Origin of the sequence: Metabacillus mangrovi, assembly GCF_009711125.1 — a bacterium.
Classification (GTDB): Bacteria; Bacillota; Bacilli; order Bacillales; family Bacillaceae; genus Metabacillus_B; species Metabacillus_B mangrovi.
In genome coordinates this window covers 461,557-482,868 of sequence record NZ_WMIB01000001.1, presented here as the reverse complement: position 1 = coordinate 482,868, position 21,312 = coordinate 461,557, and the positions used below count along the sequence as shown (strand labels likewise).

Annotated in this window: 26 protein-coding genes and 1 pseudogene; 14 read left to right on the top strand and 13 right to left on the bottom strand. The window is 47.7% G+C overall.

What is annotated here, in order from left to right; all coding sequences use genetic code 11:
* Positions 1 to 33: 33 nt before the first annotated feature.
* The 3 genes from GKZ89_RS02610 to GKZ89_RS02600 are packed head-to-tail and all read right to left on the bottom strand — an operon-like array spanning position 34 to position 1,972.
* Positions 34 to 711, bottom strand: a complete 678-nt coding sequence (locus GKZ89_RS02610) for a hypothetical protein (protein ID WP_155110802.1) — start codon at positions 709 to 711, stop codon at positions 34 to 36.
* Positions 708 to 1,604, bottom strand: coding sequence for an ABC transporter ATP-binding protein (locus tag GKZ89_RS02605; protein ID WP_155110801.1), 897 nt, complete (start codon positions 1,602 to 1,604; stop codon positions 708 to 710). The genes GKZ89_RS02610 and GKZ89_RS02605 overlap by 4 nt, the downstream gene beginning before the upstream one ends.
* On the bottom strand, positions 1,601 to 1,972 hold the full coding sequence (locus GKZ89_RS02600) for a GntR family transcriptional regulator (RefSeq protein WP_162356444.1): 372 nt from the start codon (positions 1,970 to 1,972) through the stop codon (positions 1,601 to 1,603). Before GKZ89_RS02600 ends, GKZ89_RS02605 begins: the two co-directional genes overlap by 4 nt.
* Before the next feature lie 153 nt (positions 1,973 to 2,125).
* On the opposite strand from GKZ89_RS02600, the gene GKZ89_RS02595 reads away from it, so the two are divergent.
* On the top strand, positions 2,126 to 3,169 hold the full coding sequence (locus tag GKZ89_RS02595; protein WP_155110799.1) for an ArsR/SmtB family transcription factor: 1,044 nt from the start codon (positions 2,126 to 2,128) through the stop codon (positions 3,167 to 3,169).
* 3 nt (positions 3,170 to 3,172) lie between these two features.
* Entirely contained in the window at positions 3,173 to 4,387 is a 1,215-nt protein-coding gene (locus tag GKZ89_RS02590) for an MFS transporter (RefSeq protein ID WP_155110798.1), read from the top strand.
* A 92-nt stretch (positions 4,388 to 4,479) separates the two neighbouring features.
* Here the strand turns inward: GKZ89_RS02590 and GKZ89_RS02585 are convergent, their stop codons facing one another.
* Both GKZ89_RS02585 and GKZ89_RS02580 read right to left on the bottom strand, forming a co-directional pair.
* Entirely contained in the window at positions 4,480 to 4,938 is a 459-nt protein-coding gene (locus GKZ89_RS02585; RefSeq protein WP_155110797.1) for a hypothetical protein, read from the bottom strand.
* 17 nt (positions 4,939 to 4,955) lie between these two features.
* A pseudogene (locus tag GKZ89_RS02580) lies at positions 4,956 to 5,224 on the bottom strand (IS1595 family transposase); the annotation flags it as partial.
* Between the two features lie 75 nt (positions 5,225 to 5,299).
* Between GKZ89_RS02580 and GKZ89_RS02575 the strand changes: the two are divergent.
* Positions 5,300 to 5,719 (top strand): DUF4395 domain-containing protein, encoded by a 420-nt coding sequence (locus tag GKZ89_RS02575; protein ID WP_155110796.1) that lies wholly within the window; start codon positions 5,300 to 5,302, stop codon positions 5,717 to 5,719.
* A 51-nt stretch (positions 5,720 to 5,770) separates the two neighbouring features.
* Here GKZ89_RS02575 and GKZ89_RS02570 read toward each other — a convergent pair whose 3' ends face one another.
* The 5 genes from GKZ89_RS02570 to GKZ89_RS02550 all read right to left on the bottom strand — a co-directional run bounded on the left by GKZ89_RS02570 (position 5,771) and on the right by GKZ89_RS02550 (position 10,309).
* Positions 5,771 to 6,604: an SDR family oxidoreductase gene (locus GKZ89_RS02570; RefSeq protein ID WP_155110795.1), complete on the bottom strand. Its 834-nt coding sequence runs from the start codon at positions 6,602 to 6,604 to the stop codon at positions 5,771 to 5,773.
* Between the two features lie 83 nt (positions 6,605 to 6,687).
* On the bottom strand, positions 6,688 to 7,242 hold the full coding sequence (locus tag GKZ89_RS21370) for a peptidoglycan-binding domain-containing protein (protein ID WP_155110794.1): 555 nt from the start codon (positions 7,240 to 7,242) through the stop codon (positions 6,688 to 6,690).
* A gap of 111 nt (positions 7,243 to 7,353) precedes the next feature.
* Positions 7,354 to 8,292, bottom strand: a complete 939-nt coding sequence (locus tag GKZ89_RS02560) for an alpha/beta hydrolase (protein WP_241680098.1) — start codon at positions 8,290 to 8,292, stop codon at positions 7,354 to 7,356.
* Between the two features lie 68 nt (positions 8,293 to 8,360).
* Positions 8,361 to 9,320, bottom strand: a complete 960-nt coding sequence (locus GKZ89_RS02555; RefSeq protein WP_155110793.1) for an alpha/beta hydrolase — start codon at positions 9,318 to 9,320, stop codon at positions 8,361 to 8,363.
* 83 nt (positions 9,321 to 9,403) lie between these two features.
* Positions 9,404 to 10,309, bottom strand: coding sequence for a hydroxymethylglutaryl-CoA lyase (locus tag GKZ89_RS02550; protein WP_155110792.1), 906 nt, complete (start codon positions 10,307 to 10,309; stop codon positions 9,404 to 9,406).
* 118 nt (positions 10,310 to 10,427) lie between these two features.
* Here GKZ89_RS02550 and GKZ89_RS02545 point away from each other — a divergent pair, with 118 nt between their 5' ends.
* The 4 genes from GKZ89_RS02545 (at position 10,428) to GKZ89_RS02530 (ending at position 13,461) form a co-directional block, all read left to right on the top strand.
* Positions 10,428 to 11,618: an acetyl-CoA C-acetyltransferase gene (locus tag GKZ89_RS02545; RefSeq protein WP_155110791.1), complete on the top strand. Its 1,191-nt coding sequence runs from the start codon at positions 10,428 to 10,430 to the stop codon at positions 11,616 to 11,618.
* Between the two features lie 12 nt (positions 11,619 to 11,630).
* Complete coding sequence (locus GKZ89_RS02540; RefSeq protein ID WP_155110790.1) at positions 11,631 to 12,326, top strand: CoA transferase subunit A; 696 nt, start codon at positions 11,631 to 11,633, stop codon at positions 12,324 to 12,326.
* A gap of 12 nt (positions 12,327 to 12,338) precedes the next feature.
* Complete coding sequence (locus GKZ89_RS02535; RefSeq protein ID WP_155110789.1) at positions 12,339 to 13,007, top strand: CoA transferase subunit B; 669 nt, start codon at positions 12,339 to 12,341, stop codon at positions 13,005 to 13,007.
* A gap of 61 nt (positions 13,008 to 13,068) precedes the next feature.
* Positions 13,069 to 13,461 carry a hypothetical protein gene (locus tag GKZ89_RS02530; RefSeq protein ID WP_155110788.1) on the top strand — a complete coding sequence of 131 codons (393 nt, stop codon included), beginning with the start codon at positions 13,069 to 13,071 and terminating at the stop codon, positions 13,459 to 13,461.
* Between the two features lie 24 nt (positions 13,462 to 13,485).
* On the opposite strand, the gene GKZ89_RS02525 is transcribed toward GKZ89_RS02530, so the two are convergent.
* From GKZ89_RS02525 to mciZ, 3 genes are all read right to left on the bottom strand, one after another.
* Complete coding sequence (locus GKZ89_RS02525) at positions 13,486 to 14,274, bottom strand: SDR family oxidoreductase (protein ID WP_155110787.1); 789 nt, start codon at positions 14,272 to 14,274, stop codon at positions 13,486 to 13,488.
* A gap of 161 nt (positions 14,275 to 14,435) precedes the next feature.
* Positions 14,436 to 15,356: an aldo/keto reductase gene (locus tag GKZ89_RS02520; protein ID WP_155110786.1), complete on the bottom strand. Its 921-nt coding sequence runs from the start codon at positions 15,354 to 15,356 to the stop codon at positions 14,436 to 14,438.
* A gap of 60 nt (positions 15,357 to 15,416) precedes the next feature.
* Positions 15,417 to 15,539 (bottom strand): Z-ring formation inhibitor MciZ, encoded by a 123-nt coding sequence (mciZ, locus tag GKZ89_RS02515; RefSeq protein WP_155110785.1) that lies wholly within the window; start codon positions 15,537 to 15,539, stop codon positions 15,417 to 15,419.
* Between the two features lie 84 nt (positions 15,540 to 15,623).
* Between mciZ and GKZ89_RS02510 the strand changes: the two genes are divergently transcribed.
* The 7 genes from GKZ89_RS02510 to deoB all read left to right on the top strand — a co-directional run bounded on the left by GKZ89_RS02510 (position 15,624) and on the right by deoB (position 21,306).
* Positions 15,624 to 16,178, top strand: a complete 555-nt coding sequence (locus GKZ89_RS02510) for an NUDIX hydrolase (protein ID WP_155110784.1) — start codon at positions 15,624 to 15,626, stop codon at positions 16,176 to 16,178.
* A complete protein-coding gene (locus GKZ89_RS02505; RefSeq protein WP_155110783.1) occupies positions 16,175 to 17,338 on the top strand; it encodes an endonuclease Q family protein in 1,164 nt (387 codons plus the stop codon). The genes GKZ89_RS02510 and GKZ89_RS02505 overlap by 4 nt, the downstream gene beginning before the upstream one ends.
* 106 nt (positions 17,339 to 17,444) lie before the next feature.
* Positions 17,445 to 18,095 (top strand): stage II sporulation protein M, encoded by a 651-nt coding sequence (spoIIM, locus tag GKZ89_RS02500; protein ID WP_155110782.1) that lies wholly within the window; start codon positions 17,445 to 17,447, stop codon positions 18,093 to 18,095.
* A 112-nt stretch (positions 18,096 to 18,207) separates the two neighbouring features.
* Positions 18,208 to 18,669, top strand: coding sequence for a ferric iron uptake transcriptional regulator (gene fur / locus GKZ89_RS02495; RefSeq protein ID WP_155110781.1), 462 nt, complete (start codon positions 18,208 to 18,210; stop codon positions 18,667 to 18,669).
* A gap of 121 nt (positions 18,670 to 18,790) precedes the next feature.
* Positions 18,791 to 19,018 (top strand): YqzK family protein, encoded by a 228-nt coding sequence (locus tag GKZ89_RS02490; RefSeq protein ID WP_155110780.1) that lies wholly within the window; start codon positions 18,791 to 18,793, stop codon positions 19,016 to 19,018.
* A 6-nt stretch (positions 19,019 to 19,024) separates the two neighbouring features.
* The gene (xerD, locus tag GKZ89_RS02485; protein ID WP_162356380.1) at positions 19,025 to 19,915 is read left to right on the top strand and encodes a site-specific tyrosine recombinase XerD; all 891 of its coding nucleotides are present in this window, start codon (positions 19,025 to 19,027) and stop codon (positions 19,913 to 19,915) included.
* Positions 19,916 to 20,112: 197 nt separating this feature from the next.
* Positions 20,113 to 21,306, top strand: a complete 1,194-nt coding sequence (gene deoB, locus GKZ89_RS02480; RefSeq protein ID WP_155110779.1) for a phosphopentomutase — start codon at positions 20,113 to 20,115, stop codon at positions 21,304 to 21,306.
* Positions 21,307 to 21,312: the final 6 nt, after the last annotated feature.

The following is a 21,312-nucleotide window of genomic DNA, read 5'->3' as shown; positions in this document are numbered from 1 at the left end:
TTCCTTAAAATGGGAATAGATGATTTGAACAAATCAGATTGAAGCTCTCCGAAGCAGCCCGTAAGAGAACACAGGAAGCAGCAGACTGATGATAAAGATGCCTACAGCAGTGGTGTTCAGGTTGCCTGCCAAGTAGCTAAAGAACGGAACCCACCATTGAAAATAAGTGAAGAGCAGACTTAGGACGGTCAGCAGAAGCACGAGAACAGAGAAGAAAACGTACATACCGTTTTTTCCAAAACGCTGGAATAGGCTCGCGATCAGCAGTCCGAACATAAAGTTAAAGAGTAATAGAATGAAAAAGATCCAAAATTGCCAGAATGGGTTTTGGCTGAACGCATCAAGAAGGCTGAAGAAGTGAATGCCTGCGCCAAATCCTCCTGTTATGTTTTCCAGAAAGGAAAAGAGAGTAAGCAAAACAGCAGTCAATATGCTTGTGAGAAGAAAAATGGAAAGGGTTCCTTTAAAGTAGTCTTTTCTGCGCAGGCTCAAGTCGAGAGCGAACGGAAAGGTTTGGGCAGGGATGACGATGCCGGACACAAACATGAATACAAAGATTGTCATGATCCCCCCAGTATAAAACCCCTCTTTGACGATATACGCAACGAAGAGGTTGATAAGCAGACTTGACAGAGTGATAATCCATGGCAGATACAGCAGAGTAAGGACATACCTGAGGTGAATTTTCATTACGGCAGCAGTGGGGTTCATCGCGCGTTTTCCTCCTTTGTTTCTGCAGAAGCGGTCGTTAAATGGATGATCAGCTGCTGAAGAGACACGGGCGCAAGTTCCAGTCCAGCTTGGGCTGCTTCCTGTTTTTCTTCCAGGCTCAGGCTGCCCATCACCGTTACGGAAACAAATCCGCCTATTGCTTCATGCTTCAGGATCTCTCTTCCGTGTGTGAAAGCTGCGGCTTTTGCGGCAGGTCCGACAATCGTAAAGGCTTTGCCGCGAATGGCATCTGCCTCTTGGTTCATGATCAGTTTTCCCTGGTCAATGACAAGGACGTGCTCGAGGATTTTACTGACTTCATCAATCAAGTGTGTCGACAGGATGATCGTGCGGGGATGGCTGCTGTAGTCTTCGATCAGGCGGTCATAAAAGATGTTTCTCGCTACTGCATCAAGCCCAAGGTAAGGTTCATCAAAAATCGTCAGCGGCGCTCTGCTGGCAAGGCCGATAATGATGCCGGCGGCAGAAAGCATCCCGCGGGAAAGTTTTTTCATCTTGCGGTTGAGCGGGAGATTAAAGTCTTTAATTAATGTGTCGGCATATTCCTGATCCCAGTTCGGAAACGCAGAAGAGCAAATATCAAATAAATCAGCGATGTTGAACGTATCGGGGTACTTCTGGCTTTCTTTAATAAAACAGATCTGGCTGAGGACACTTCGGTTTTCAAAGGGATCCTCCCCGAAGATCCGTACGTCTCCGCTTGAAGGGAAGATCCGTGAGGTGATCATATTCATGACCGTCGTTTTACCGGCCCCGTTCCTTCCGAGAAGGCCGTAAATTTTATTCGGCTCTAATGAAAAATCGATTCCTGCGACGGCTGTGTTCTTTCCATAGGATTTCGTAAGCCCGTTTACTTCTGCTATACGGTTCATCGTTTATTGGCCCCTTTTTGAATCATTTCATTCAGCTGGTCAGCTGTGATGCCGATTTTCTCCGCTTCGTGAAGCATGGTTTTAATATATTGCTCGAAGAACTGTTCTCTTCTTTTTTCCATCAGCTTTTCAAGAGCCCCAGAAGCAACAAACATGCCGACACCCCTTTTTTTATATAAAATGCCTTGATCGACCAGAAGATTGACTCCTTTCCCGGCAGTAGCCGGATTGATTTGGTAAAAGGCTGCGAACTGATTGGTGGAGGGAACCTGCGATTCTTCAGGCAGACCGCCTTCGATGATGTCATTTTCGATTCTTTCTGCGATTTGTACATAGATGGGCCGGCTGTCATCGATCAATTGAATGATGCCCCCTTCCTTAGTTTGTTGGTTAATTACTTATGCAACTAACTATATGACTCGTGGTAAAGAATGTCAATGGGTAAAAAGAAAATAGGCGTTCGAAAATTATTGAATTATAAATTCAGAAAATATAGAATATAGATAAAGGGGGATGGAGATATGGAATACATTTTGGAAACTGGAAAAAAAAGAGGGACGTACACGGCACAAATCCGCCAGTCCCTGCTATGGGAAGCTGCGTTGGGGATTGCAGCTGTGACCAATTCACGGCTGATCGGCACGCTTGAGAAAAAGGATTGGAAGCACCTCAAAAAAGGGATGCCGGAAAGGTTGTTAAAGGAGCTCGACACGATTGAAAAGAACAATACATGGAAAGCGCTCCTTCAGCTGCTGCACGAAAAAAATGCTGAAACGCTGGACGAATTTACAGCGTACCTGACAGAACTGCCTGATGAGGAGCTGCTCTATGTAAGTCTGCCGTATCTCGGAGAAGAGCTGCAGAATAAAAGACGGGCCGCAGCAGCGGGGGAGAAAGCGGCGATGGACGAGCTGATTGCAAAATCAGGATGGAATCCTTTTTATCCGGACTATATCAGGCACATCTGTACAGAAGACCCGGAAGTGCTGAAAAGTCATCTGGCTGCTGTAATGGCAGGCTGGCATCAGGCTGTTATTGAGCCTGAACAGGAAAGCCTGTCAGCTATTTTAAAGAGAGATGCTTCGGCCAAACAGTCCATGTGCACGAAGATGGAGCCCGAGCCGTTCATCGAGTGGGCGACCGGCGGCATCCGCTATCAGCCAGAGCCCGGTGTGCATACGGTGCTGCTCATCCCGCATCTTACATACAGGCCGTGGAATATAGAAGCCGATCTGGAAGGGACGAAGGTGTTTTATTATCCGGCGGCGAATGACAGCATCCATCCGGAGGATCCGTATATGCCGAGTGCATCGCTCGTCCAAAAGCATAAAGCGCTGGGAGATGAGGTCAGGCTGAAGCTTGTAAAAATGCTGGCTGCAAAAGACTGGACGCTGCAGGACATGGCAGAGGAGCTCGGCATTGGCAAGACGACCCTTCACCATCATTTAAAAACACTGAAGGCTGCACGAATCGCCGGGAACACCGGATCAAACTATTATTTGAACCGCGGCGCGCTTGATGTGCTTCCGGAAGAGCTGAAGCATTTTTTGGATGGGGGGCTGTAATCGATGGGGGAACGGGCTGTAATCGAGGCTAAAGATCTTCCGGTACTTAAGAAAAACCAGGCTGCCCATAAAATATTGGCCGGTAATTCGATTTCTTTTATCGGCGATCAAATCTATGTGATCGCAATTCCACTTCTCGTGCTGTCGCTCACCGGCTCTCCGCTGTATATGGGAGCGGCCGCGGCCGCTGAAAGGCTTCCGGTGCTGCTGCAGCCAGCGGCAGGCGTACTCGCGGACCGGATCGAGCGCAGGAGGATCCTGTTGCTGTGTGATTTGGGAAGAGCCGCGGTGACAGGTCTGCTTGGCGTGCTTTCTGTGTTCGGGCTGTTGGAGCTGTGGATGCTGTTTCTCGGCGCTTTTTTAACCGGCTGTATGAGCCAGCTTTACCAGACCGCCCAGTTTGCCTACATCCCGGGTCTTGTCCGGAAGGAAGACCTTCCTGCTGTCAATTCGGTGAATTCGGCGATCATGAACTCCGCCTCGCTGATGGCACCTGCAACAGGAGGCTTAATTATCAGTCTGTATTCCCCGGCAGCCGGACTGCTGATCAACAGTGCCAGTTTTTTCTTGGCTTTTTTAGCCGTATGGAGCATTTCTGTCCGTTCTATTCCAGCGGCGAGGAAAAAGCAATCTTTTTGGAAGGACGCTGCAGAAGGCTTTGTTTTCGTAGTTCGGAACGGGCCTATTTTATATACGAATCTCGCACTGCTGCTGTCAGTGACAGGAACGACTCTGTTTCTGACCATTCTTATTTTTCATTTGAAGGCGGAGAACGGATTGGCAGTAAGGGAAATCGGCTTGATTCTTTCATGCGGAGGAGCAGGGGCTATAGGGGGTTCTTTGCTTGCAGGTGTATTAAAAAAACGGTTTTCCTATCGAAACCTTCTGTTTGGATCCTGTTTAACAGGAGGACTGAGCATTGTTTTGCTTGGTTTAGCGGAGGATTTTGTTTGGCTGCTGGTCCTCAATACAATAGGAACAGCGGCCGCAGCCATCATGAACCCCTGTATCGCCGCAATCCGCCAGCAGGTCACGCCGGATGAGCTAATGGGAAGAGTGCAGGCGACGAGCCGGCTGATGACTTGGGCGCTCATGCCTGCATCGGCGTTTATGGCAGGCATCCTGGCGGAAACGGCCGGTACATCCGCTGTCATTATGGCAGGAGGCTGTTTTTCAATCCTCGGTTCGTTTTTTTACTTGAAAATAAAAGGAGTTTAAAAAGGGGGACTTGCCGTGTTTTAGAATGACTCTGTTACAGATTATTGTTGATTTTATAATCAGGAGGGACTGCGGAGGTCCCTTCTAAACTATTACAATGGGTATTTCTCTAAGGAAATCGTCAAAACTTTTAACTCATCAATTTCCACACTAGACCACTGTTTTCTGTCGATCGCCCTGATTACCTTTTGGGAGACAGAAAGTAAAGAATCCCTAATTTGTTGAATAGAAAATACGCCTGAAAAATGAACTTTACCTTTTTGTAAGCCATCCTCAAAAAATAAAAGTTCTACTTGTCTTTCATTCATCTTTTTGGCTAAGACAATTGGTGTACCGTCCATAAAATCAAATTCATAGGTTCTGCCAACTTCAGATACAATAATCCCTTTACACGATTTAATCCACCAAGACAGGATTATCAAAATAAAATCCGACCAATCTTGGTCTGGAAAGTACCTATGATAATCAATCATAAAATATATATTTCCAGTAATGTTTGTTCTGTTTTCTAATGTATCTGTATCAACTTCAATCAAAATATCCTGCGACAAACCATCCACTCCCTTAATTAATGGTCATAACTTGATAATCTAAGGCTATCATAAGCCGCTTCAGTCGGGAACAAACGGCTATCAATCATCATTTTGCTTACCGTTATAGAATCATTATGGAATCCGATGACATCCAGGAAATGAAACCAACTTAAATAATGGTCGAGGTTTTTGTTGCCACACCATTAAAGCGGTCTACTCATCCTTTCAGACAGCTATGGTAGTGATTAGAATTTTGGATAGGCTAAAGCCCTTTGACTCGTTCCTTCCTATCTGATTTGAAGGATTGAAGGGAACTTCTTTGTCAGAACTCGATACTTAAAGTAAAATAAGAGTATTCCAATCAATAAGGTGTGGTTACATGAAGTCGATCCCAAAGCCGCTTGTTTTAGCGAACCAATGGGTTATCGTGCTATCGGTGCTGAGTTCATGGCTGACCGGATGGGGATGGATCTTGCTTGTTCCTCTCATCGCCGGGATGACGGGGCTTTTGTTCCGATTTAATCCGGTCATGAAAATAGCCGGCCTGTTTTTATCCAAACCTTACTCTCAATATCAGCCTGAAGATTTTGATCAGCAGCAGTTTAACCAGAAAATTGCGGTAATCTGCCTGCTTCTGGGCTTCATCGGTTTTGTACTGAAATGGCAGATTCTCAACTTTGTCTTTACTGCCATGGTATTTCTGGCTGCGTTTATTGCGATCCTCGGATTTTGCATCGGATGCTATATCCGTTTTCAATGGCAGCAGTACCAGCACCGGAGAAATACCGGACAGATCTAAATGGAAAAAGGGCTGCATGTGCTGAGAAGCATCGTGCAGCCCTCCTTTATTTCACTGCATGCCCAGCTTCTTCAAAACGATCCGCTCCCAAACCCGCCACGGAAGCACTCTTTTTAAAGCAGCCGTCATTTTCACTCCTCTTCCGATCGGGTACCTGAGTTTATGAAGCTTATCTTTTTCACATAAATGAACAAGAAGCCTTGCCACTTCCTGCGGGTCACCATGCTGTTGGCTGCTGCGGTTCAGTTCATTCTCGATCGCTTGCATATAGTCCGAGTAGGGGGATTCCTCAAGAAAGGATACCTTGCGGCCGGTTGTCCATATACCTGTGGAAAAAGAGCCCGGCTCAATCAAGGCGACGTCTATTCCGAACGGATTCAGTTCGAGGCGGAGGCTTTCGCTGTAGCCTTCGAGAGCATGTTTGGAGGATACATAAGGGGAGAGGCCGGGGAAACCGATCAGTCCGCTGATGCTGCTCATGTTAAGGATTTTGCCGCTTTTTTGTTTTCTCATAAAAGGGAGGACGGTATCTGTAACCGCCAGCACTCCGAAAAAATTGGTTTCAAACTGCTCGCGGAAACCATCTGCTGTCACTTCTTCAGCAAATCCGCCATAGGCGAAGCCGGCATTGTTGATTAATGCATCAATCCGGTCATGCTCTGTAAGAATGGCCGAAAGCGCAGCAACAGAAGGGGAGGAGGTGACATCGAGATGGATGAGCTGAATATTCCCGGCGCTTTCCCCGGCAGCAGACAGGAGCGCTTCTCCTTTGACGGGGTTTCTTACAGCAGCAAGAACGCGGTGTCCTCTTTCCGCGAGCGCCAGCGCTGCCAGTTTTCCGAATCCGCTAGATGAACCTGTAATCAGAATGGTCTTTTTTTGCATAATGCCCTCCAGAAATACGAATATGTCCAGAATAGCACAAAAACGAAAAGGACAGCGCTTGAACGCTGTCCTTTGCCATCTGCTTAATCATGTAGAACTTTTTCCATCAGGTCTCTTGTTTTCGGTCCGTAAATGCCGTCATCTGCAAGCTCTGGGAAACGCTTTTGAAAAGCAAGAACTGCAGCCTTGGTTTTCGGTCCGTACACTCCATCTGCCGAGAGGGAGGCGCCTAATTCATTAAGTGCGACTTGAACCGTTTTTACATCGTTCCCCTTGTTTCCAAGCTTCAGCACTTTGTCCGGCAGAACAATATTGATATCATACGTAAGGGTCTTATGAGTAACAGGTCCGTAAATCCCGTCTGCTGTCAGTCCTTTTGATTTTTGATAGGTCATTACCGACTTTTTTGTAGCAGGCCCATAAATGCCGTCTGCTGTCAGATTGGCTCCAATTACCCGGTTTAAGGAATGCTGGATAAACTCTACATTTTTGCCTCTGTCGCCTTCTTTGTAGAATCCGGAAGGAGGAAGTTCAAATGTGTATAGCGGCTTTGCTGATGCGCTTTCTCCGTGAGGCATATACCCGGCTAAAACGGCTGCGGCGAATGCAGATGCTGTTACCTTTTTCCATGTTTTCATTTTAAATTTCTCCCCTTTGTTCAAGTCTCACTTGTTTAACGCACCCGCCTCCTTTTTTGTTGCAGCTTTATTCAAAAACACAAAAAAAGGCGGCCGGAACAGCTGGCCGCCTTAACGTTTCTCTTTATATGCCTCTTGTTTTTCAGCAAGTCCGATCTCCTCTAGAAACTCATCCAGCACCCGCTCGTATTCCGCGCGGTTTTCTGTAAAGGACATCGCATGGTCGCCGTTTTCTGCAAAGTAGATTTTTTTCGGGCCCGTTTTTTTCTCAAACAGCTGCCTTGATGAATCAGCAGGAATATAGGCGTCCTTTTTGCTGTGGATAAAGAGTAAAGGCTTTTTGATCTGATCAACGACAGCAATCGGAGATACATCTCTTAATGAGTATCCGTCACGCCATTTCAGAAACGGGCGGGCAACTGGCATCACGAAGAACCCAGGGAGACGGTAGTCCACTTTCAGCCTGTAGAGAAGCTGATCTTCCAGGCTGTGAAAAGGACAGTCGGCCACATAAAAATCAGCTCCGTCTTCAAGCATTCCTGCATATAGCAGCATCGTGACCGATCCCATGGATTCCCCATGGATGCCAAGGGTGATGTCCTGTCCGTATTTTTCCTTCAGCCAATGAACAGCGGAACGGAGATCATATTTTTCGTAGTGGCCGTAGCTCGTCGTTTTGCCTCCGGATTCCCCGTGGCGCCGGTGATCGTAGATCAGGACGTTGAAGCCTCTATTCAAAAACAGATTCATGTACTTTACTGAATTGTAGCGGTTCACGGTGACGCCGTGGCAGATGATCACAAATTTCCGGTTCTCATAAGGAGCAACAAGATATCCCTTCACATCATAGCCGTATTCGGACGGAATCGTGACCTCGAGCTTCTCGAGTTCATCAAAATCCTTCTGGATAAAATGGCCGTCCAGCGTTTCGCGCTCCAGTATTTCTTCATCGGTCCGTTTTTTTATGTACATCATCATATTCGTGAAAAAGAGGCCGACCGCAAGAATATAGGAAAAAGTTAAGGCAAGTCCAACCCAGATTTTCTTCAACTGCGATTCCTCCCATCGTATTCTGTTTCTATTGTATATGCCGCTGCAGCGAAAGGAAAGGGAGGAGGCTATAGATACAGTCTACGGCCTGATTCAATCCTTCTCCTCTGATAGTGCCCCGCTGCTGCTTCATCTAAAAAGGAATCAACGATCTGCGTGTATTCCCGGCGGTTCTCCGTATAGCTCATCGCATGTCCGGTATTACCGGGCAGGTAAATCTGCTTTGAACCCTTCTTGCGGTTATAAAGATTCTCGGAACAGGAGAAGGGAATCGTTTCATCCTGTCTGCCGTGAATAAAAAGGACCGGTTTTTTTATTTTGCTGACGGCGCGGACCGGAGAGACTTCTTTCATCCAGTATCCGCCGCGAAGCTTCAGGAACAGGCTTGCAATAGGCATGAACGGCCATCTCGGGAATTTTTTCATTTCATTGTTCATGCGCCAGACGAGCAGCTCTTCCAGGTCTTCGAACGGGCAGTCCGCTATGTAAAAATCCGCTCCGTCTTCAACGGCACCTGCATACAGCAGCATAGAGGCTGCACCGAGCGATTCACCGTGGATTCCCAAGGTAATGTCCCGGCCGTATTCTCTTTTGAGCCAGTGGACGGCAGACTGCAAGTCATATTTTTCATAGTATCCAAAACTCGTTGATTTCCCTCCGGACTTTCCATGGCGGCGGTGGTCATAAACGAGTACATTGTAGCCGAGCTCCAGGAAGAGATTCATATATTTAATGGAACTGTACGTGTTCATTGTGACACCGTGTGAGACAATCACAAACCGCTCCCTGTTGTTCCCTGAGAATGCGATGAATCCGTTAAGAGTGTATCCGAACCTGGAAGGGATGCTGACCTCCCGTTTGTCCAATGCTTCGAACTCCTCTTTGTTGAAGTGGCCGTTCTTCGTTTCTTTCTCAATGATTTCCTCATCCGTTTTCAGCCTGGAGTACATGAGGAACTGGCTGAATGCAAAGCCGCTTGCTGCTGCAGCGGAAAGTACAGCGCCAAGTCCGATCGTCCGTTTTTTCATAAGCCGTTCCTCCCTTCACCTAGTTGAATCATATTCTACCGGTGCAGGAAGAATGAGAAAAATAATCCGCTCATGCGATGTGCTTATAACTGTGCCGCTTTTGCTTTCCACAATGCGTATTGCTTGCTCGCCGGGGGCTTTTCAAGATGGGTTTCAATATCACGGACAGCCTCCAGTACTTTTTCAAGAGACAGCCCCGTTTCAATCTTCATCATCTCCAACATGTACAAAACATCCTCCGTTGCGACATTGCCGGTCGCGCCGGGAGCAAACGGGCATCCTCCAAGACCGCCTGCAGAGGTATCAAACCGGTCGACGCCCGCCTGAAGGGCTGCAAATACATTAGCAAGTCCCATTCCCCTCGTGTCATGAAAATGAGCGGTAATGAGTGTCTCCGGAAACGTATGCTTCAATTTCGAAAAAAGGGAATACACCTCGTGCGGATTTGCCATTCCGATTGTATCGGCCACACTTAAGTCATCTGCTCCCGCCAGTACAAAGCGCCTGCAGATTTCCATGACATCCTCTTCTGCCATTTTTCCTTCATAGGGGCAGTAAAAAGCAGTCGAGATGCAGACGCGTACAAACAGACCCCTGTCCTTCATTTTCGTTACAAGAGGAAGAATGGACTGCATGCTTTCCTCTGTCGTCCGGTTAATGTTTTTCTGGTTAAACGCCGTGCTGACACCGACAAAAAAAGCGGCGGCTCCGCATCCGCAATCGAGAGCATTGAAAAGTCCCTTTTCATTTGGGGTGAGAACGATGTTTCTGAGGGCGGGGGAGGCATGGCGGACGACCTCTGCGGCATCAGCCATTTGCGGGACCCATTTTGGGGAGACGAAAGACGCAATCTCCATTTCTGTGAACCCTGCTTCTCCAAGCATTTTAATGAATGCAAGTTTCACATCCGTTGGCAGGACATTCTTCTCGTTTTGAAGGCCGTCTCTCGGGCCGACCTCGATTAACACTGCTTTTTCCGGGAAATTCATATGACCTCCGCCTTTCTAATTGTAAGGGTTTACATATTGCTATTTTAGTAGGAAAATAAAAGGGAATGCAAACGCTTTATTCAGCGTGGACGAATTTTTCAAAGGGGATGGAGTCAGAATGAATGCAAATGAAATCGTAATCGTAAGCGCGGCCAGAACCGCAATGGGGAGCTTTGGGGGATCATTGAAGGGCGTTTCGGCGCCGGAGCTCGGAGGGATTGTGATAAAGGAAGTGCTCCAGCGGGCGGGAGTTCGGCCTGAGCAGGTTGGTGAAGTGATCATGGGCAATGTCCTGCAGGCAGGAGTGGGCCAGAATCCGGCGAGGCAGGCGGCAATGAAAGCTGGTCTGCCGGCAGAAATCCCGTCCATGACCATCAACAAAGTATGCGGATCCGGTCTCAAAGCCGTCCATTTGGCGTTCCAGGCAATCGCTGCCGGGGAGGCGGATATTGTAGTAGCCGGCGGGATGGAAAACATGAGCCAGGCACCTTATTTGATGAAGGGGGCGAGGGACGGTTTCCGAATGGGCGATCAGAAGCTGGTCGACAGCTTAACTTCTGATGGTCTGACCTGTGTTTTCAATAACTACCATATGGGCGTAACAGCAGAAAATCTGGCTGAGCAATACAGCATTTCGAGAGAAGCTCAGGATCAATACGCAGCGGAAAGCCAGTCAAGAGCAATCCGGGCGATAAAAGAAGGGACATTCCAAGAGGAGATCGTTCCGGTTTCCGTTCCGCAGCGCAAAGGGGATCCAGTCCTGTTTAAAACGGATGAATTTCCAAGAGAAGGGACAACGGCAGAATCCCTTGGGAAACTGCGCCCCGCCTTCAAAAAAGACGGCACTGTAACAGCCGGAAACGCTTCAGGCATCAATGACGGAGCTGCTGCAGTAGTAGTCATGAGCAGGAAGAAGGCAGAGGAGCTTGGCATCAAGCCGCTCGTAAAGATCACAGCGAATGGAAACGCGGGTGTAGACCCGTCCATCATGGGGATCGGTCCTGTTAAAGCAGTGCAAAAAGCACTCAGCCGTGCAAACCTTGAGCTCTCGGATATCGATCTGATCGAGGCGAATGAAGCTTTTGCAGCCCAGACGCTCGCAGTGGGAGAAGAGCTTTCATTTAACCGTGAAATCCTCAATGTGAACGGCGGGGCGATCGCACTGGGGCATCCGATCGGTGCGAGCGGGGCACGCATTCTGGTGACGCTGATTCATGAAATGAAAAGAAGAGATTCGCAGAAAGGCCTTGCCACATTGTGCATCGGCGGCGGCCAGGGCGTTGCGACCATTGTAGAGAATATCAGATAAGGAGGCAGACAAATGAAACCGGTATACAGTTCTTATGAAAAAGCAGTGGAAGATATACAGGACGGGGCTGTTTTGATGGTAGGCGGCTTCGGGTTGTGCGGCATTCCGGAGAATCTGATTATGGCTCTCGCTGAATCAGGAGTAAAGGACCTGACCGTGATCTCCAATAACTGCGGAGTGGATGACTGGGGTCTTGGGCTGCTTTTGCGAAATAAACAAATCAAAAAGATGATCAGCTCCTATGTAGGGGAAAACAAAGAATTTGAACGGCAGGTGCTGGCAGGGGAGCTTGAGGTCGAGCTGACTCCGCAGGGTACGCTTGCTGAGAAAATCAGGGCCGGCGGAGCAGGCATCCCGGCATTTTTTACTCCGGCAGGATACGGAACGCAGGTGGCAGAAGGAAAAGAAACGAGAACCTTTAACGGGAAAGAGTACGTCCTGGAAGAAGCGCTGACAGCTGATTTCAGTCTTGTGCGAGCCTTTAAGGCTGACAAAATGGGAAACCTGATGTACCGGAAAACAGCCCGGAACTTTAATCCGATGATCGCAGCAGCCGGCCGCGTTACCATTGCTGAGACCGAAGAATTACTGGAAACGGGAAGCATGGAACCTGACACGGTACATACGCCAGGCATCTATGTGCAGCGGCTGACAGTGGGGAAACAGCAAAAGAAAATCGAGCGTCTCACCGTAAAAAAAACAGGATAAGGGGGAAGCGGGATGATTGAAAACAAGGTGCTTGTGAGAGAGAAAATTGCCAGAAGAGCAGAACGGGAAATACAGGACGGCTACTATGTGAATCTTGGAATCGGCATGCCGACCCTTGTTGCTAATTATATTCAGGAGAATAAGCAGGTCGTTCTCCAGTCTGAGAACGGACTGCTTGGAATCGGACCTTACCCGTCTGAGGAAGAGGTGGACCCGGACCTGATCAATGCCGGAAAAGAGACTGTAACCGCGATTGCAGGCGCTTCGTATTTTGACAGTGCCGAGTCGTTTGCGATGATACGGGGAGGGCATGTAAACCTCGCCATTCTGGGTGGAATGGAGGTCTCAGAGACCGGGGATTTGGCGAACTGGATGATTCCCGGTAAAATGATTAAAGGGATGGGCGGAGCAATGGACCTTGTCCATGGAGCACGCCGGATCATCGTCATTATGGAGCACGTCAGCAAAAATGGTTCTCCGAAACTATTAAAAAACTGCTCACTCCCCTTGACAGGCAAAGGGGTCGTAAACCGGATTATTACAGACCGGGCAGTGCTTGATGTGACTGAGCTTGGTCTTAAGCTTGCAGAAGTGGCAAGCGGGTATACCGTTGAACAGATCATCGAATCGACTGAACCGGATCTGATAATTACAGAAGATGTTTTATTGGATGCTTATTGATTAGCTGAAGGCAGGACGGCAGGCTGCTGTTCTGCCTTTTTTATGGTAAAGGAGGGTCACGATGACAGGAAGAAAAGTCGAACTGTACAAGGATAAGGCTGTCATTCGCCTGCCGTGGATCAATGGCCTATTCGCCTTGAAATTTTCGCTGGAACTGCCGTATGAAACGATCGAGGAAGTGATCGTAACGCCTTTCACTCCTCCGCAATTTATGCTGCGGATGCCCGGCACTTCGATCGGCTATTTAAAAGAAGGAAGCTACAAATACAGAGGAGAGTGGTATTTCCTGTCCTTTGCACATCGTATTCCGCTTTTGAACATCCGGCTCCGGGGCCACGATAAATATACTCTTGCTGTCATTGAAGTGGAGAAGCCGACAGAAGCCGCTGCCGAAATCCGCAGGAAAATAAGAGAGTATGAGGAGGGGAAAACAGCAGAAAAAAGAGCGGATTAAGAAATCCGCCCCGCTGTAACAGGTTTATAGCAGGGACTCTGCCCCGTCGATATAAATTTCGGTTCCGGTTATGTGGGCCGACTGTTCGGAGGCGAGGAAATAAACAAGGTCCGCAACCTGTTCAGGCTGGCCTGAGCCCTCTGCAAGCGGCTGATTTCCTTCCGGGTATTCAACAGGGATTTCCACTTCCTGAAGGTTCTCCTGTTTCTTCGTCGTATCATCGATATTCGTATCGATGGCGCCAGGGCAGATGGCATTCACGCGGATCTTGAACTGTGCCAATTCAAGAGCGGCCATTTTCATGAAGGCGATCTGAGCGGCTTTCGTCGTACTGTACGCTGACATCCCGAAGTTTTTAAAAATGCGGTTTCCGTTGATTGAGCTCGTAATCACGATGCTGCCCCCGTTTTCCTTCAGCAGGGGAATGCTGTATTTGACGAACAGGAACGTGCTTCTCAAATTGGTCTTAATCGTATGATCCCAATCGGAAACCTCCATTTCCTCAAGTGATGAAAACACACCGTTCACACCTGCATTGTTAAAGATAACGTCCAGGTTTCCCCAGTGCTGGCGGATTTCTTCGATGGCTTCTTTGACCATTCCTTCATCTGACATATCCGTTTCTATGGCGATCGCTTCTCCGCCAAACTGATTGATTTCATCTCTTACTTCAACCGCGCGCTCTTTATCCATATCCAATATGCAGACGCGGATTCCTTCTTTGGCAAACTTCAGAGCCGCCGCCCTTCCAATACCGGATCCTCCTCCTGAAATCGCTGCAACCTTCGGATTTTTAACTGAACTGTTTGGCATGTTTTTATGTACCCCCATAAAGAATGATTTATCTATGGAATACCCTGACCGGAGCAAAGCGTAAACCAGCGAAAGATAAAAATCAGCTGTTCCTGTTTAAATCCTAATAAAGATGAAAACCCCCGGTGTGCCTGAAAGGCATTCCCGGAGGTTCAGTTGACTTACTCGCGATGCTGCTCATACTTTGCTTGTCTGGCTGAGCTCTGAAGATGTGCGAGCTCTTCTGGTGTGAGCGGTTCTGCTGCTGCCGCAGCTGCATTTTGCTTTAGCTGGGCTGATTTGCTGGCTCCCGGGATGACCGCTGCCACTGCCGGTGAAGCAAGGCAATATTGCAGAGCGGTCTCTGTATAGCTGTGTCCGGGGGCGGCTTGCTTCATTGCTTTGCGGAGTTCGGCAAGTTCAGCGAACGAATAGTCCAGATAGCCGTTTTCTTTAATGGATGAATCCGCCCTATCCAATTCTCGGTCAGACAGGATGCCTTTTGCGAGAGGGCCGCGGGCAATCACGCTTACCCCGTATTCCTGAATCAGCGGAAACCATTCCTCCGGTCTTCGGTCCGTTAAACTATACTGCATCATAATCGAAACGATCGAGGACTTCTCAAGATATTGCTTGATGACATTCGGTCTGATTGAAGAGATGCCATACTCGCGGATTAAGCCTTGCTTTTTCAGCTCCTCAAACGCTTCAATCGTCTCATCAATAGGATCCTCCATCGTGCCGCCGTGAAGCTGGTACAGGTCAATATAATCCGTTCCGAGACGGTGAAGGCTTTTCTTAACGGCTTCCTGGATATATGCCTTCGAAGGATCCCAGCTCCAGCCTTCCTTCCCATCTTCCCAGCGATTTCCCGCTTTCGTGGCAATAATAAGCTCTTGACGGCGGTTTTTTATCGCTCTGCCGACAAATTCCTCGTTTAATCCAAAATCGTAGAGATCGGCTGTATCAAAATAATTAATGCCAAGTTCGATTGCCTCATCAATGACCGATTTTGCATGACTTTCTTCTTTCCCGAGCGACATGCAGCCGAGCCCCATCTTGCTGACAACTAAATCGGATCGTCCAATCTGTCTTTTTTCCAACAGCTATCCCTCCTGTTCAACTATCCTGACAGTAGTATACAGCTGCAGAAAATGCAACTTTTACGAGTGGTCGATCCACTCTTTCACTGTTTTATATTTTTTTCCGTATTCTTTGAGCTTCATCCGGATCTCCCATGCTTTTCCTGTAAGTATAATTCCTTTTTCAAGCTTGTAAATTTTCATTGCTGCACCGTTCCTTTCGATAGAAGAAGGTTATGATAGAATGTATGAAGAGACGTACATTTTTAAGACAGGAGCTGGGATGCCATGGATCACTTAAAAGAGACGGAGCGCTCGTCGAAGCAGATATATGCCGGAAAAATCATTGATTTATATGTTCAGGAAGTCGAACTCCCAAATGGGAAAACTTCTATGCGCGAGGTGATTAAACATCCAGGCGCGGTTGCTGTCATCGCACTGACGAAAGATGGGAAGCTGCTGCTCGTGGAACAGTTCAGAAAGGCACTCGAGCGGACGCTCGCCGAGATTCCGGCAGGCAAGCTTGAACCGGGAGAAGAGCCCGAAACGACAGCAGTGAGAGAACTTGAAGAGGAAACAGGCTATACAGCAAAAAGTATCAGCCATCTTGTATCGTTCTATACATCGCCGGGTTTTGCAGATGAGTTGGTTCATTTGTACATAACGGAAGAATTGGAACCGCTGAAAACAGAAGCCCACCTGGATGAAGATGAATTTGTAGAGTTAATGGAAGTGACGCTTGAAGAAGCGGAGGGGATGCTTGCAAACGGACAGATTTATGATGCCAAAACAGCCTATGCCGTTCAGTATCTTCAGCTGAGGAGAGCCCTTCAAAATACATGATGGAGTGCTTTGCAGACCTGCATGTTCACATCGGTTCCACCAAATCAGGGAAACCGGTTAAAATCACCGCCTCCTGTAGCATGACCCTCTCCTCCATCCTCCAGGCATCGAGTGAAGAGAAGGGGATGGACATGATCGGCATCATTGACGCGCATGTTCCGGAGGTGCTGCTGGAAGCGCGGGAACTGATGCAGGCTGGAGAATGCGATGAACTGCCGGGCGGCGGGATCCGTTTTAAAAATACTGTCCTCATCCTCGGAACAGAGCTTGAAATCTATGATTCCAGCTGCTCGGGACCGATACACGTCCTCGCCTATTTTCCTTTTCTGGAAACGATGAAGGAGTTCTCGGACTGGATCTCGCAGTATATGAAAAATAATACCTTAAGCTCCCAGCGGGTTTATACTGACGGGAAGGCTTTTCAGAGAAAGGTGAAAGAGCTGGGGGGGATCTTTATCCCCGCACACATTTTTACACCCTTCAAAAGCCTTTACGGGAGGGGGGTAAAGAGATCTCTTTCCGAGGTTTTTGATCCGGCTATGATTGATGCCGTCGAGCTTGGGTTGAGTGCAGATACGGAAATGGCCTCGGTCATTTCTGAGCTTGAGGGCATCCCGTTTGTCACCAATTCGGATGCTCATTCCAATGCGAAAATTGCAAGGGAATATCAAAAACTGCGGATACAGGAGCCTTCATTTAAAGAGCTTGTGATGGCTTTGAAGAGAGAACATGGCAGGGAGATCACTGCCAATTACGGGCTGAACCCGCTGCTCGGCAAATACCATCACACCGTGTGCGCGGATTGCGGAACCGTCCTGGCAAGGCCGGACACTTTCTGCCATCATTGCCGTTCCGGGAAAATCATTAAGGGGGTAAGCGACAGGCTTCAAGAGCTAGCTGATTCAAAACCGATCGTTGAAGGAAGACCTCCGTACATTCATCAGGTGCCGCTCGAATTTATCCCTGGTGCCGGTCCGAAAACTCTGCTGAAGCTGAAAAATTATTTCGGAACGGAGATGGCGATTCTGCATCGGGTTCCAATAGAAGAAATCAGCAAAGTGATCCCGGAAAAGACCGCAGTACGGATTGGTCTGGCGAGAAGCGGCAGGCTTGCTGCGAAGGGCGGCGGGGGAGGCATCTACGGGAAAATCGATCAATAGGGATAATAGAATAGACAGAGCAAAGAGCCGCCTATGCGGCTCTTTTTGGCATATCGCTCTTTCATCTGCATACAATCTAGTAATTAGAGTCTGGGGGGACATGCTGATGAAAAAGCAGCCGGTGAAAACGTTCATTTCCAATCATATCAAGCAGCACTCTTCGATTTATTTATTTGTTTGTGTGCTGTTTATGATGGGCGTGATCTTTGGAGCAATCATTGTCAACAGCATGACATTTACACAGAAAGAGGATCTGTTTTTCTATCTCAGCCGGTTTTTTGGCCAGATTACGGACGGAAAAACGGCAGACCCAGGCGAAATGTTTCAACAGAGCTTTATGCACAATCTAAAATATCTGGGTCTGATCTGGATCCTTGGAATTTCCATAATCGGCCTTCCGGCAATCCTGGTTATGCTATTTTTAAAAGGAATGGTCGTAGGCTTTACGGTGGGGTTTCTTGTCAATCAAATGGAGTGGAACGGATTTTTGCTGTCATTCGTCTCTGTTCTGCCGCAGAACATTCTGATCATTCCGGCCTTCATCATTCTCAGTGCGGCAGCTGTCTCGTTTTCTCTCAAGCTCGCCATGCATCTTCTCAATAAAAAAAGAACCCTTTCCGATTCTCCTTTGCAGTCTTTTTCAAGGTACGCAGCCATTTTTGCAGGGATATTGATCTTGATCGCCGCTGCTTCCTGCCTGGAGGCGTACGCATCACCGCAGCTGATGAAGGCGGTCGTTCCGATTTTCAGTAAATGATAATCAATTCTACTTAATAATAATTCTAAAGATTTAATTATAATGATTTTAGTTGGAACCCTTGAACTCTTCTGCTATAATGAGTAAGGAAGAGCGAGGGAGGAAATCGTTCATGGAAAACCGAATTGACCGGATTAAAAAGCAGCTCCATTCTTCTAGCTATAAGCTCACGCCGCAGCGCGAAGCAACCGTTCGGGTTTTGCTCGAACATGAAGAAGACCACCTGAGTGCCGAAGATGTTTACCTCCTCGTTAAGGAAAAATCTCCGGAAATTGGCTTGGCTACGGTCTATAGGACGCTTGAATTGCTGACTGAACTGAAAATAATCGATAAAATAAATTTTGGAGACGGTGTATCCCGCTATGACTTGAGAAAAGAGGGTGCAGCCCATTTCCATCATCACTTAGTGTGTATTGAATGCGGTGCAGTAGCGGAAATAGAAGAGGATTTGCTCGAAGACGTTGAAGAGATTGTCGAGAGAGACTGGAAGTTTAAGATAAAAGACCACAGACTGACATTCCATGGCATCTGCGCAAAGTGCCAGGAGAAAGAAACAGACCAGGAGCAGGCATAAGCGCATACATAGACCCTTCATCCAATGAAGGGTCTTTTTCGTGATGGAATCCTGTATAAAACAGAGCAGCAGGGGCATATAATGTACTAGCCTAAAAGCCAGACATTGCCCGGAGGTACTTATGAAGCGCTATGTTCAAACCGGATTGGATATGATGAAAGTATTTGTCGTCTTTACCGGATTTACGATTCTCTTCTACTATGCTATTATTTGGATTAACTTAGAGTATCAGGACTACCATCGGTATGATCCTCCTGAAGGGTCAGCACTGAAGGTAACCAAGATGGTAGAAAACGAGCCCGATCAGTGGCTGAACCGTCTTATCTTCTTTTATTCAGATGGGGAGTAGAGGCATGTGAATGATCAGCTGAAAGATTTCACTCACTACATGATTGTAGAACGGGGTCTGTCACAAAACACGGTCGTATCTTATGAAAGAGATTTGAAAAATTATATCCGCTTTTTACAAGAGCAGGAACTCGACAGCCTGAACAAGGTTTCCAGAGCGAACATCATCCAATTTTTGAAAATGCTGAAAGACAGCAGCAAATCAAGCAAAACCATAGCCCGCCATGTTGCCTCAGTAAGAGCCTTTCATCAATTCCTGCTGCGCGAAAAGGCAGTTGACCAGGACCCTTCTGTACACATTGAAACACCGCAAATCGAACGGACCCTGCCTAAAGTGCTCTCCCTGCAGGAAGTGGAAAAGCTGATGGAAACACCGCTGATGAATTCTCCTTTCGGCTACCGTGACAGAGCGATGCTGGAGCTTCTTTATGCGACTGGAATCCGTGTAAGCGAAATGACAGAATTAAACTTGCCGGATGTCCATTTGGAAATGGGATTTATCCGCTGCCTTGGCAAGGGGAACAAGGAAAGAATTGTCCCGATTGGCAGAACGGCCGCCGCGGCGATCACCGATTACCTGGATAAAGGCAGGTCCAGGCTGCATAACAGAAAAGAAGCGACAGACGCCCTATTTCTGAATCACCACGGAAAAAGAATCACAAGGCAGGGATTCTGGAAAAATCTGAAAAAAATTGCCCTGGAAGCCGGAATTCAAAAGGAACTGACTCCTCATACATTAAGGCATTCCTTCGCTACTCATCTCCTGGAAAACGGAGCAGATCTGCGCGCCGTGCAGGAAATGCTCGGACATGCCGACATTTCAACAACCCAAATCTATACCCATGTGACGAAAACAAGATTGAAGGATGTCTATCAGCAATTTCATCCAAGAGCATAGCAGAGGCCGTTCCTTGAGGAGCGGCCTCTTATCTTTTATCCGCCGAAAATGTGTTTCCGGCTCCCCCTTTGGAGGAATACTTCAACTGTACGGGAAATTCGCTGGCAGATTGTTTGTAACCGGTTTATAATGAGGTTGTCAGACTTCTGACAGGATCGCTTCAAACGAAGTAATCCCGATTGATGAGGAGGGTTAGAATGAGCGAGCATACATATAAAAGGATATTTGTCATCGTTATGGATTCAGTCGGCATAGGGGAGGCCCCGGATGCTGCCGAATTTAACGACAAAGGGGCAGATACACTCGGGCATATTGCTGAAAAAATGAACGGACTGATGATGCCGAACATGTCCGAACTGGGCCTTGGCAATATCAAAAGCATAAAAGGAATCCCCGCGACCGAGCTTCCTAAAGGGTACTTCACAAAAATGCAGGAGGCTTCAAGCGGTAAAGATACGATGACCGGCCATTGGGAGATTATGGGCCTGAATATACAGGAGCCATTCCAGGTTTTCCCCGAAGGCTTTCCAAAGGAACTCATCGATCAGCTTGAAAAAGAAACAGGAAGAAAGGTAATTGGAAACAAGCCTGCTTCCGGTACAGAAATTTTAGAAGAGCTTGGAGAAGAGCATATCAAAACGGGTGCGCTCATTGTTTATACATCCGCTGATTCCGTTCTGCAGATCGCGGCCCATGAGGAAATTATCCCGATCGAAGAACTTTATGACATTTGCGAAAAAGCACGCAAAATGACGATGACTGAGCCGTATAAGCTCGGCAGGGTCATTGCGAGACCGTTTACCGGCGAAGCAGGAAATTGGATAAGAACGTCCAACCGCCATGATTATGCACTGAAGCCGTTCGGCCGGACCGTCATGGACGAATTGAAGGACAGCGGCTATGATGTGATCGCCATCGGGAAAATTTCTGATATTTACGACGGGGAAGGAATTACCGATTCCATCCGTACGAAATCGAACATGGACGGCATGGACCAGATTGTAAAAGTAATGGACCGTTCTTTTAACGGCATCAGCTTCTTAAACCTGGTTGATTTTGATGCGCTTTACGGACACCGCCGCAACGCAGAGGGATACGGACAGGCGCTTCAGGAATTCGATGCAAGACTCCCGGAAGTACTCAATAACCTGAGAACGGACGATCTGCTGATCATAACAGCCGACCACGGAAATGATCCCATTCACCACGGAACGGATCATACACGGGAGTATGTCCCTTTAATCGCCTTCAGCCCTAGGATGATCACAGGAAAAGAACTGCCGGTCAGAAAAACATTCGCAGATGTCGGAGCAACCATCGCAGACAATTTCAAGGTGAAAATGCCGGAGTACGGTACAAGCTTTTTACACGATATAAATGAGGAGGGCTGATGTTTC

Bases quoted from the DNA above. Each gene is read 5' to 3' on its own strand.
- GKZ89_RS02610 (WP_155110802.1), bottom strand. From the start codon at position 711: ATGAACCCCACTGCTGCCGTAATGAAAATTCACCTCAGGTATGTCCTT.
- GKZ89_RS02605 (WP_155110801.1), bottom strand. From the start codon at position 1,604: ATGAACCGTATAGCAGAAGTAAACGGGCTTACGAAATCCTATGGAAAG.
- GKZ89_RS02595 (WP_155110799.1), top strand. From the start codon at position 2,126: ATGGAATACATTTTGGAAACTGGAAAAAAAAGAGGGACGTACACGGCA.
- GKZ89_RS02590 (WP_155110798.1), top strand. From the start codon at position 3,173: ATGGGGGAACGGGCTGTAATCGAGGCTAAAGATCTTCCGGTACTTAAG.
- GKZ89_RS02575 (WP_155110796.1), top strand. From the start codon at position 5,300: ATGAAGTCGATCCCAAAGCCGCTTGTTTTAGCGAACCAATGGGTTATC.
- GKZ89_RS02570 (WP_155110795.1), bottom strand. From the start codon at position 6,604: ATGCAAAAAAAGACCATTCTGATTACAGGTTCATCTAGCGGATTCGGA.
- GKZ89_RS21370 (WP_155110794.1), bottom strand. From the start codon at position 7,242: ATGAAAACATGGAAAAAGGTAACAGCATCTGCATTCGCCGCAGCCGTT.
- GKZ89_RS02555 (WP_155110793.1), bottom strand. From the start codon at position 9,320: ATGAAAAAACGGACGATCGGACTTGGCGCTGTACTTTCCGCTGCAGCA.
- GKZ89_RS02550 (WP_155110792.1), bottom strand. From the start codon at position 10,309: ATGAATTTCCCGGAAAAAGCAGTGTTAATCGAGGTCGGCCCGAGAGAC.
- GKZ89_RS02545 (WP_155110791.1), top strand. From the start codon at position 10,428: ATGAATGCAAATGAAATCGTAATCGTAAGCGCGGCCAGAACCGCAATG.
- GKZ89_RS02540 (WP_155110790.1), top strand. From the start codon at position 11,631: ATGAAACCGGTATACAGTTCTTATGAAAAAGCAGTGGAAGATATACAG.
- GKZ89_RS02535 (WP_155110789.1), top strand. From the start codon at position 12,339: ATGATTGAAAACAAGGTGCTTGTGAGAGAGAAAATTGCCAGAAGAGCA.
- GKZ89_RS02530 (WP_155110788.1), top strand. From the start codon at position 13,069: ATGACAGGAAGAAAAGTCGAACTGTACAAGGATAAGGCTGTCATTCGC.
- GKZ89_RS02525 (WP_155110787.1), bottom strand. From the start codon at position 14,274: ATGCCAAACAGTTCAGTTAAAAATCCGAAGGTTGCAGCGATTTCAGGA.
- mciZ (WP_155110785.1), bottom strand. From the start codon at position 15,539: ATGAAAATTTACAAGCTTGAAAAAGGAATTATACTTACAGGAAAAGCA.
- GKZ89_RS02510 (WP_155110784.1), top strand. From the start codon at position 15,624: ATGGATCACTTAAAAGAGACGGAGCGCTCGTCGAAGCAGATATATGCC.
- GKZ89_RS02505 (WP_155110783.1), top strand. From the start codon at position 16,175: ATGATGGAGTGCTTTGCAGACCTGCATGTTCACATCGGTTCCACCAAA.
- spoIIM (WP_155110782.1), top strand. From the start codon at position 17,445: ATGAAAAAGCAGCCGGTGAAAACGTTCATTTCCAATCATATCAAGCAG.
- fur (WP_155110781.1), top strand. From the start codon at position 18,208: ATGGAAAACCGAATTGACCGGATTAAAAAGCAGCTCCATTCTTCTAGC.
- GKZ89_RS02490 (WP_155110780.1), top strand. From the start codon at position 18,791: ATGAAGCGCTATGTTCAAACCGGATTGGATATGATGAAAGTATTTGTC.
- deoB (WP_155110779.1), top strand. From the start codon at position 20,113: ATGAGCGAGCATACATATAAAAGGATATTTGTCATCGTTATGGATTCA.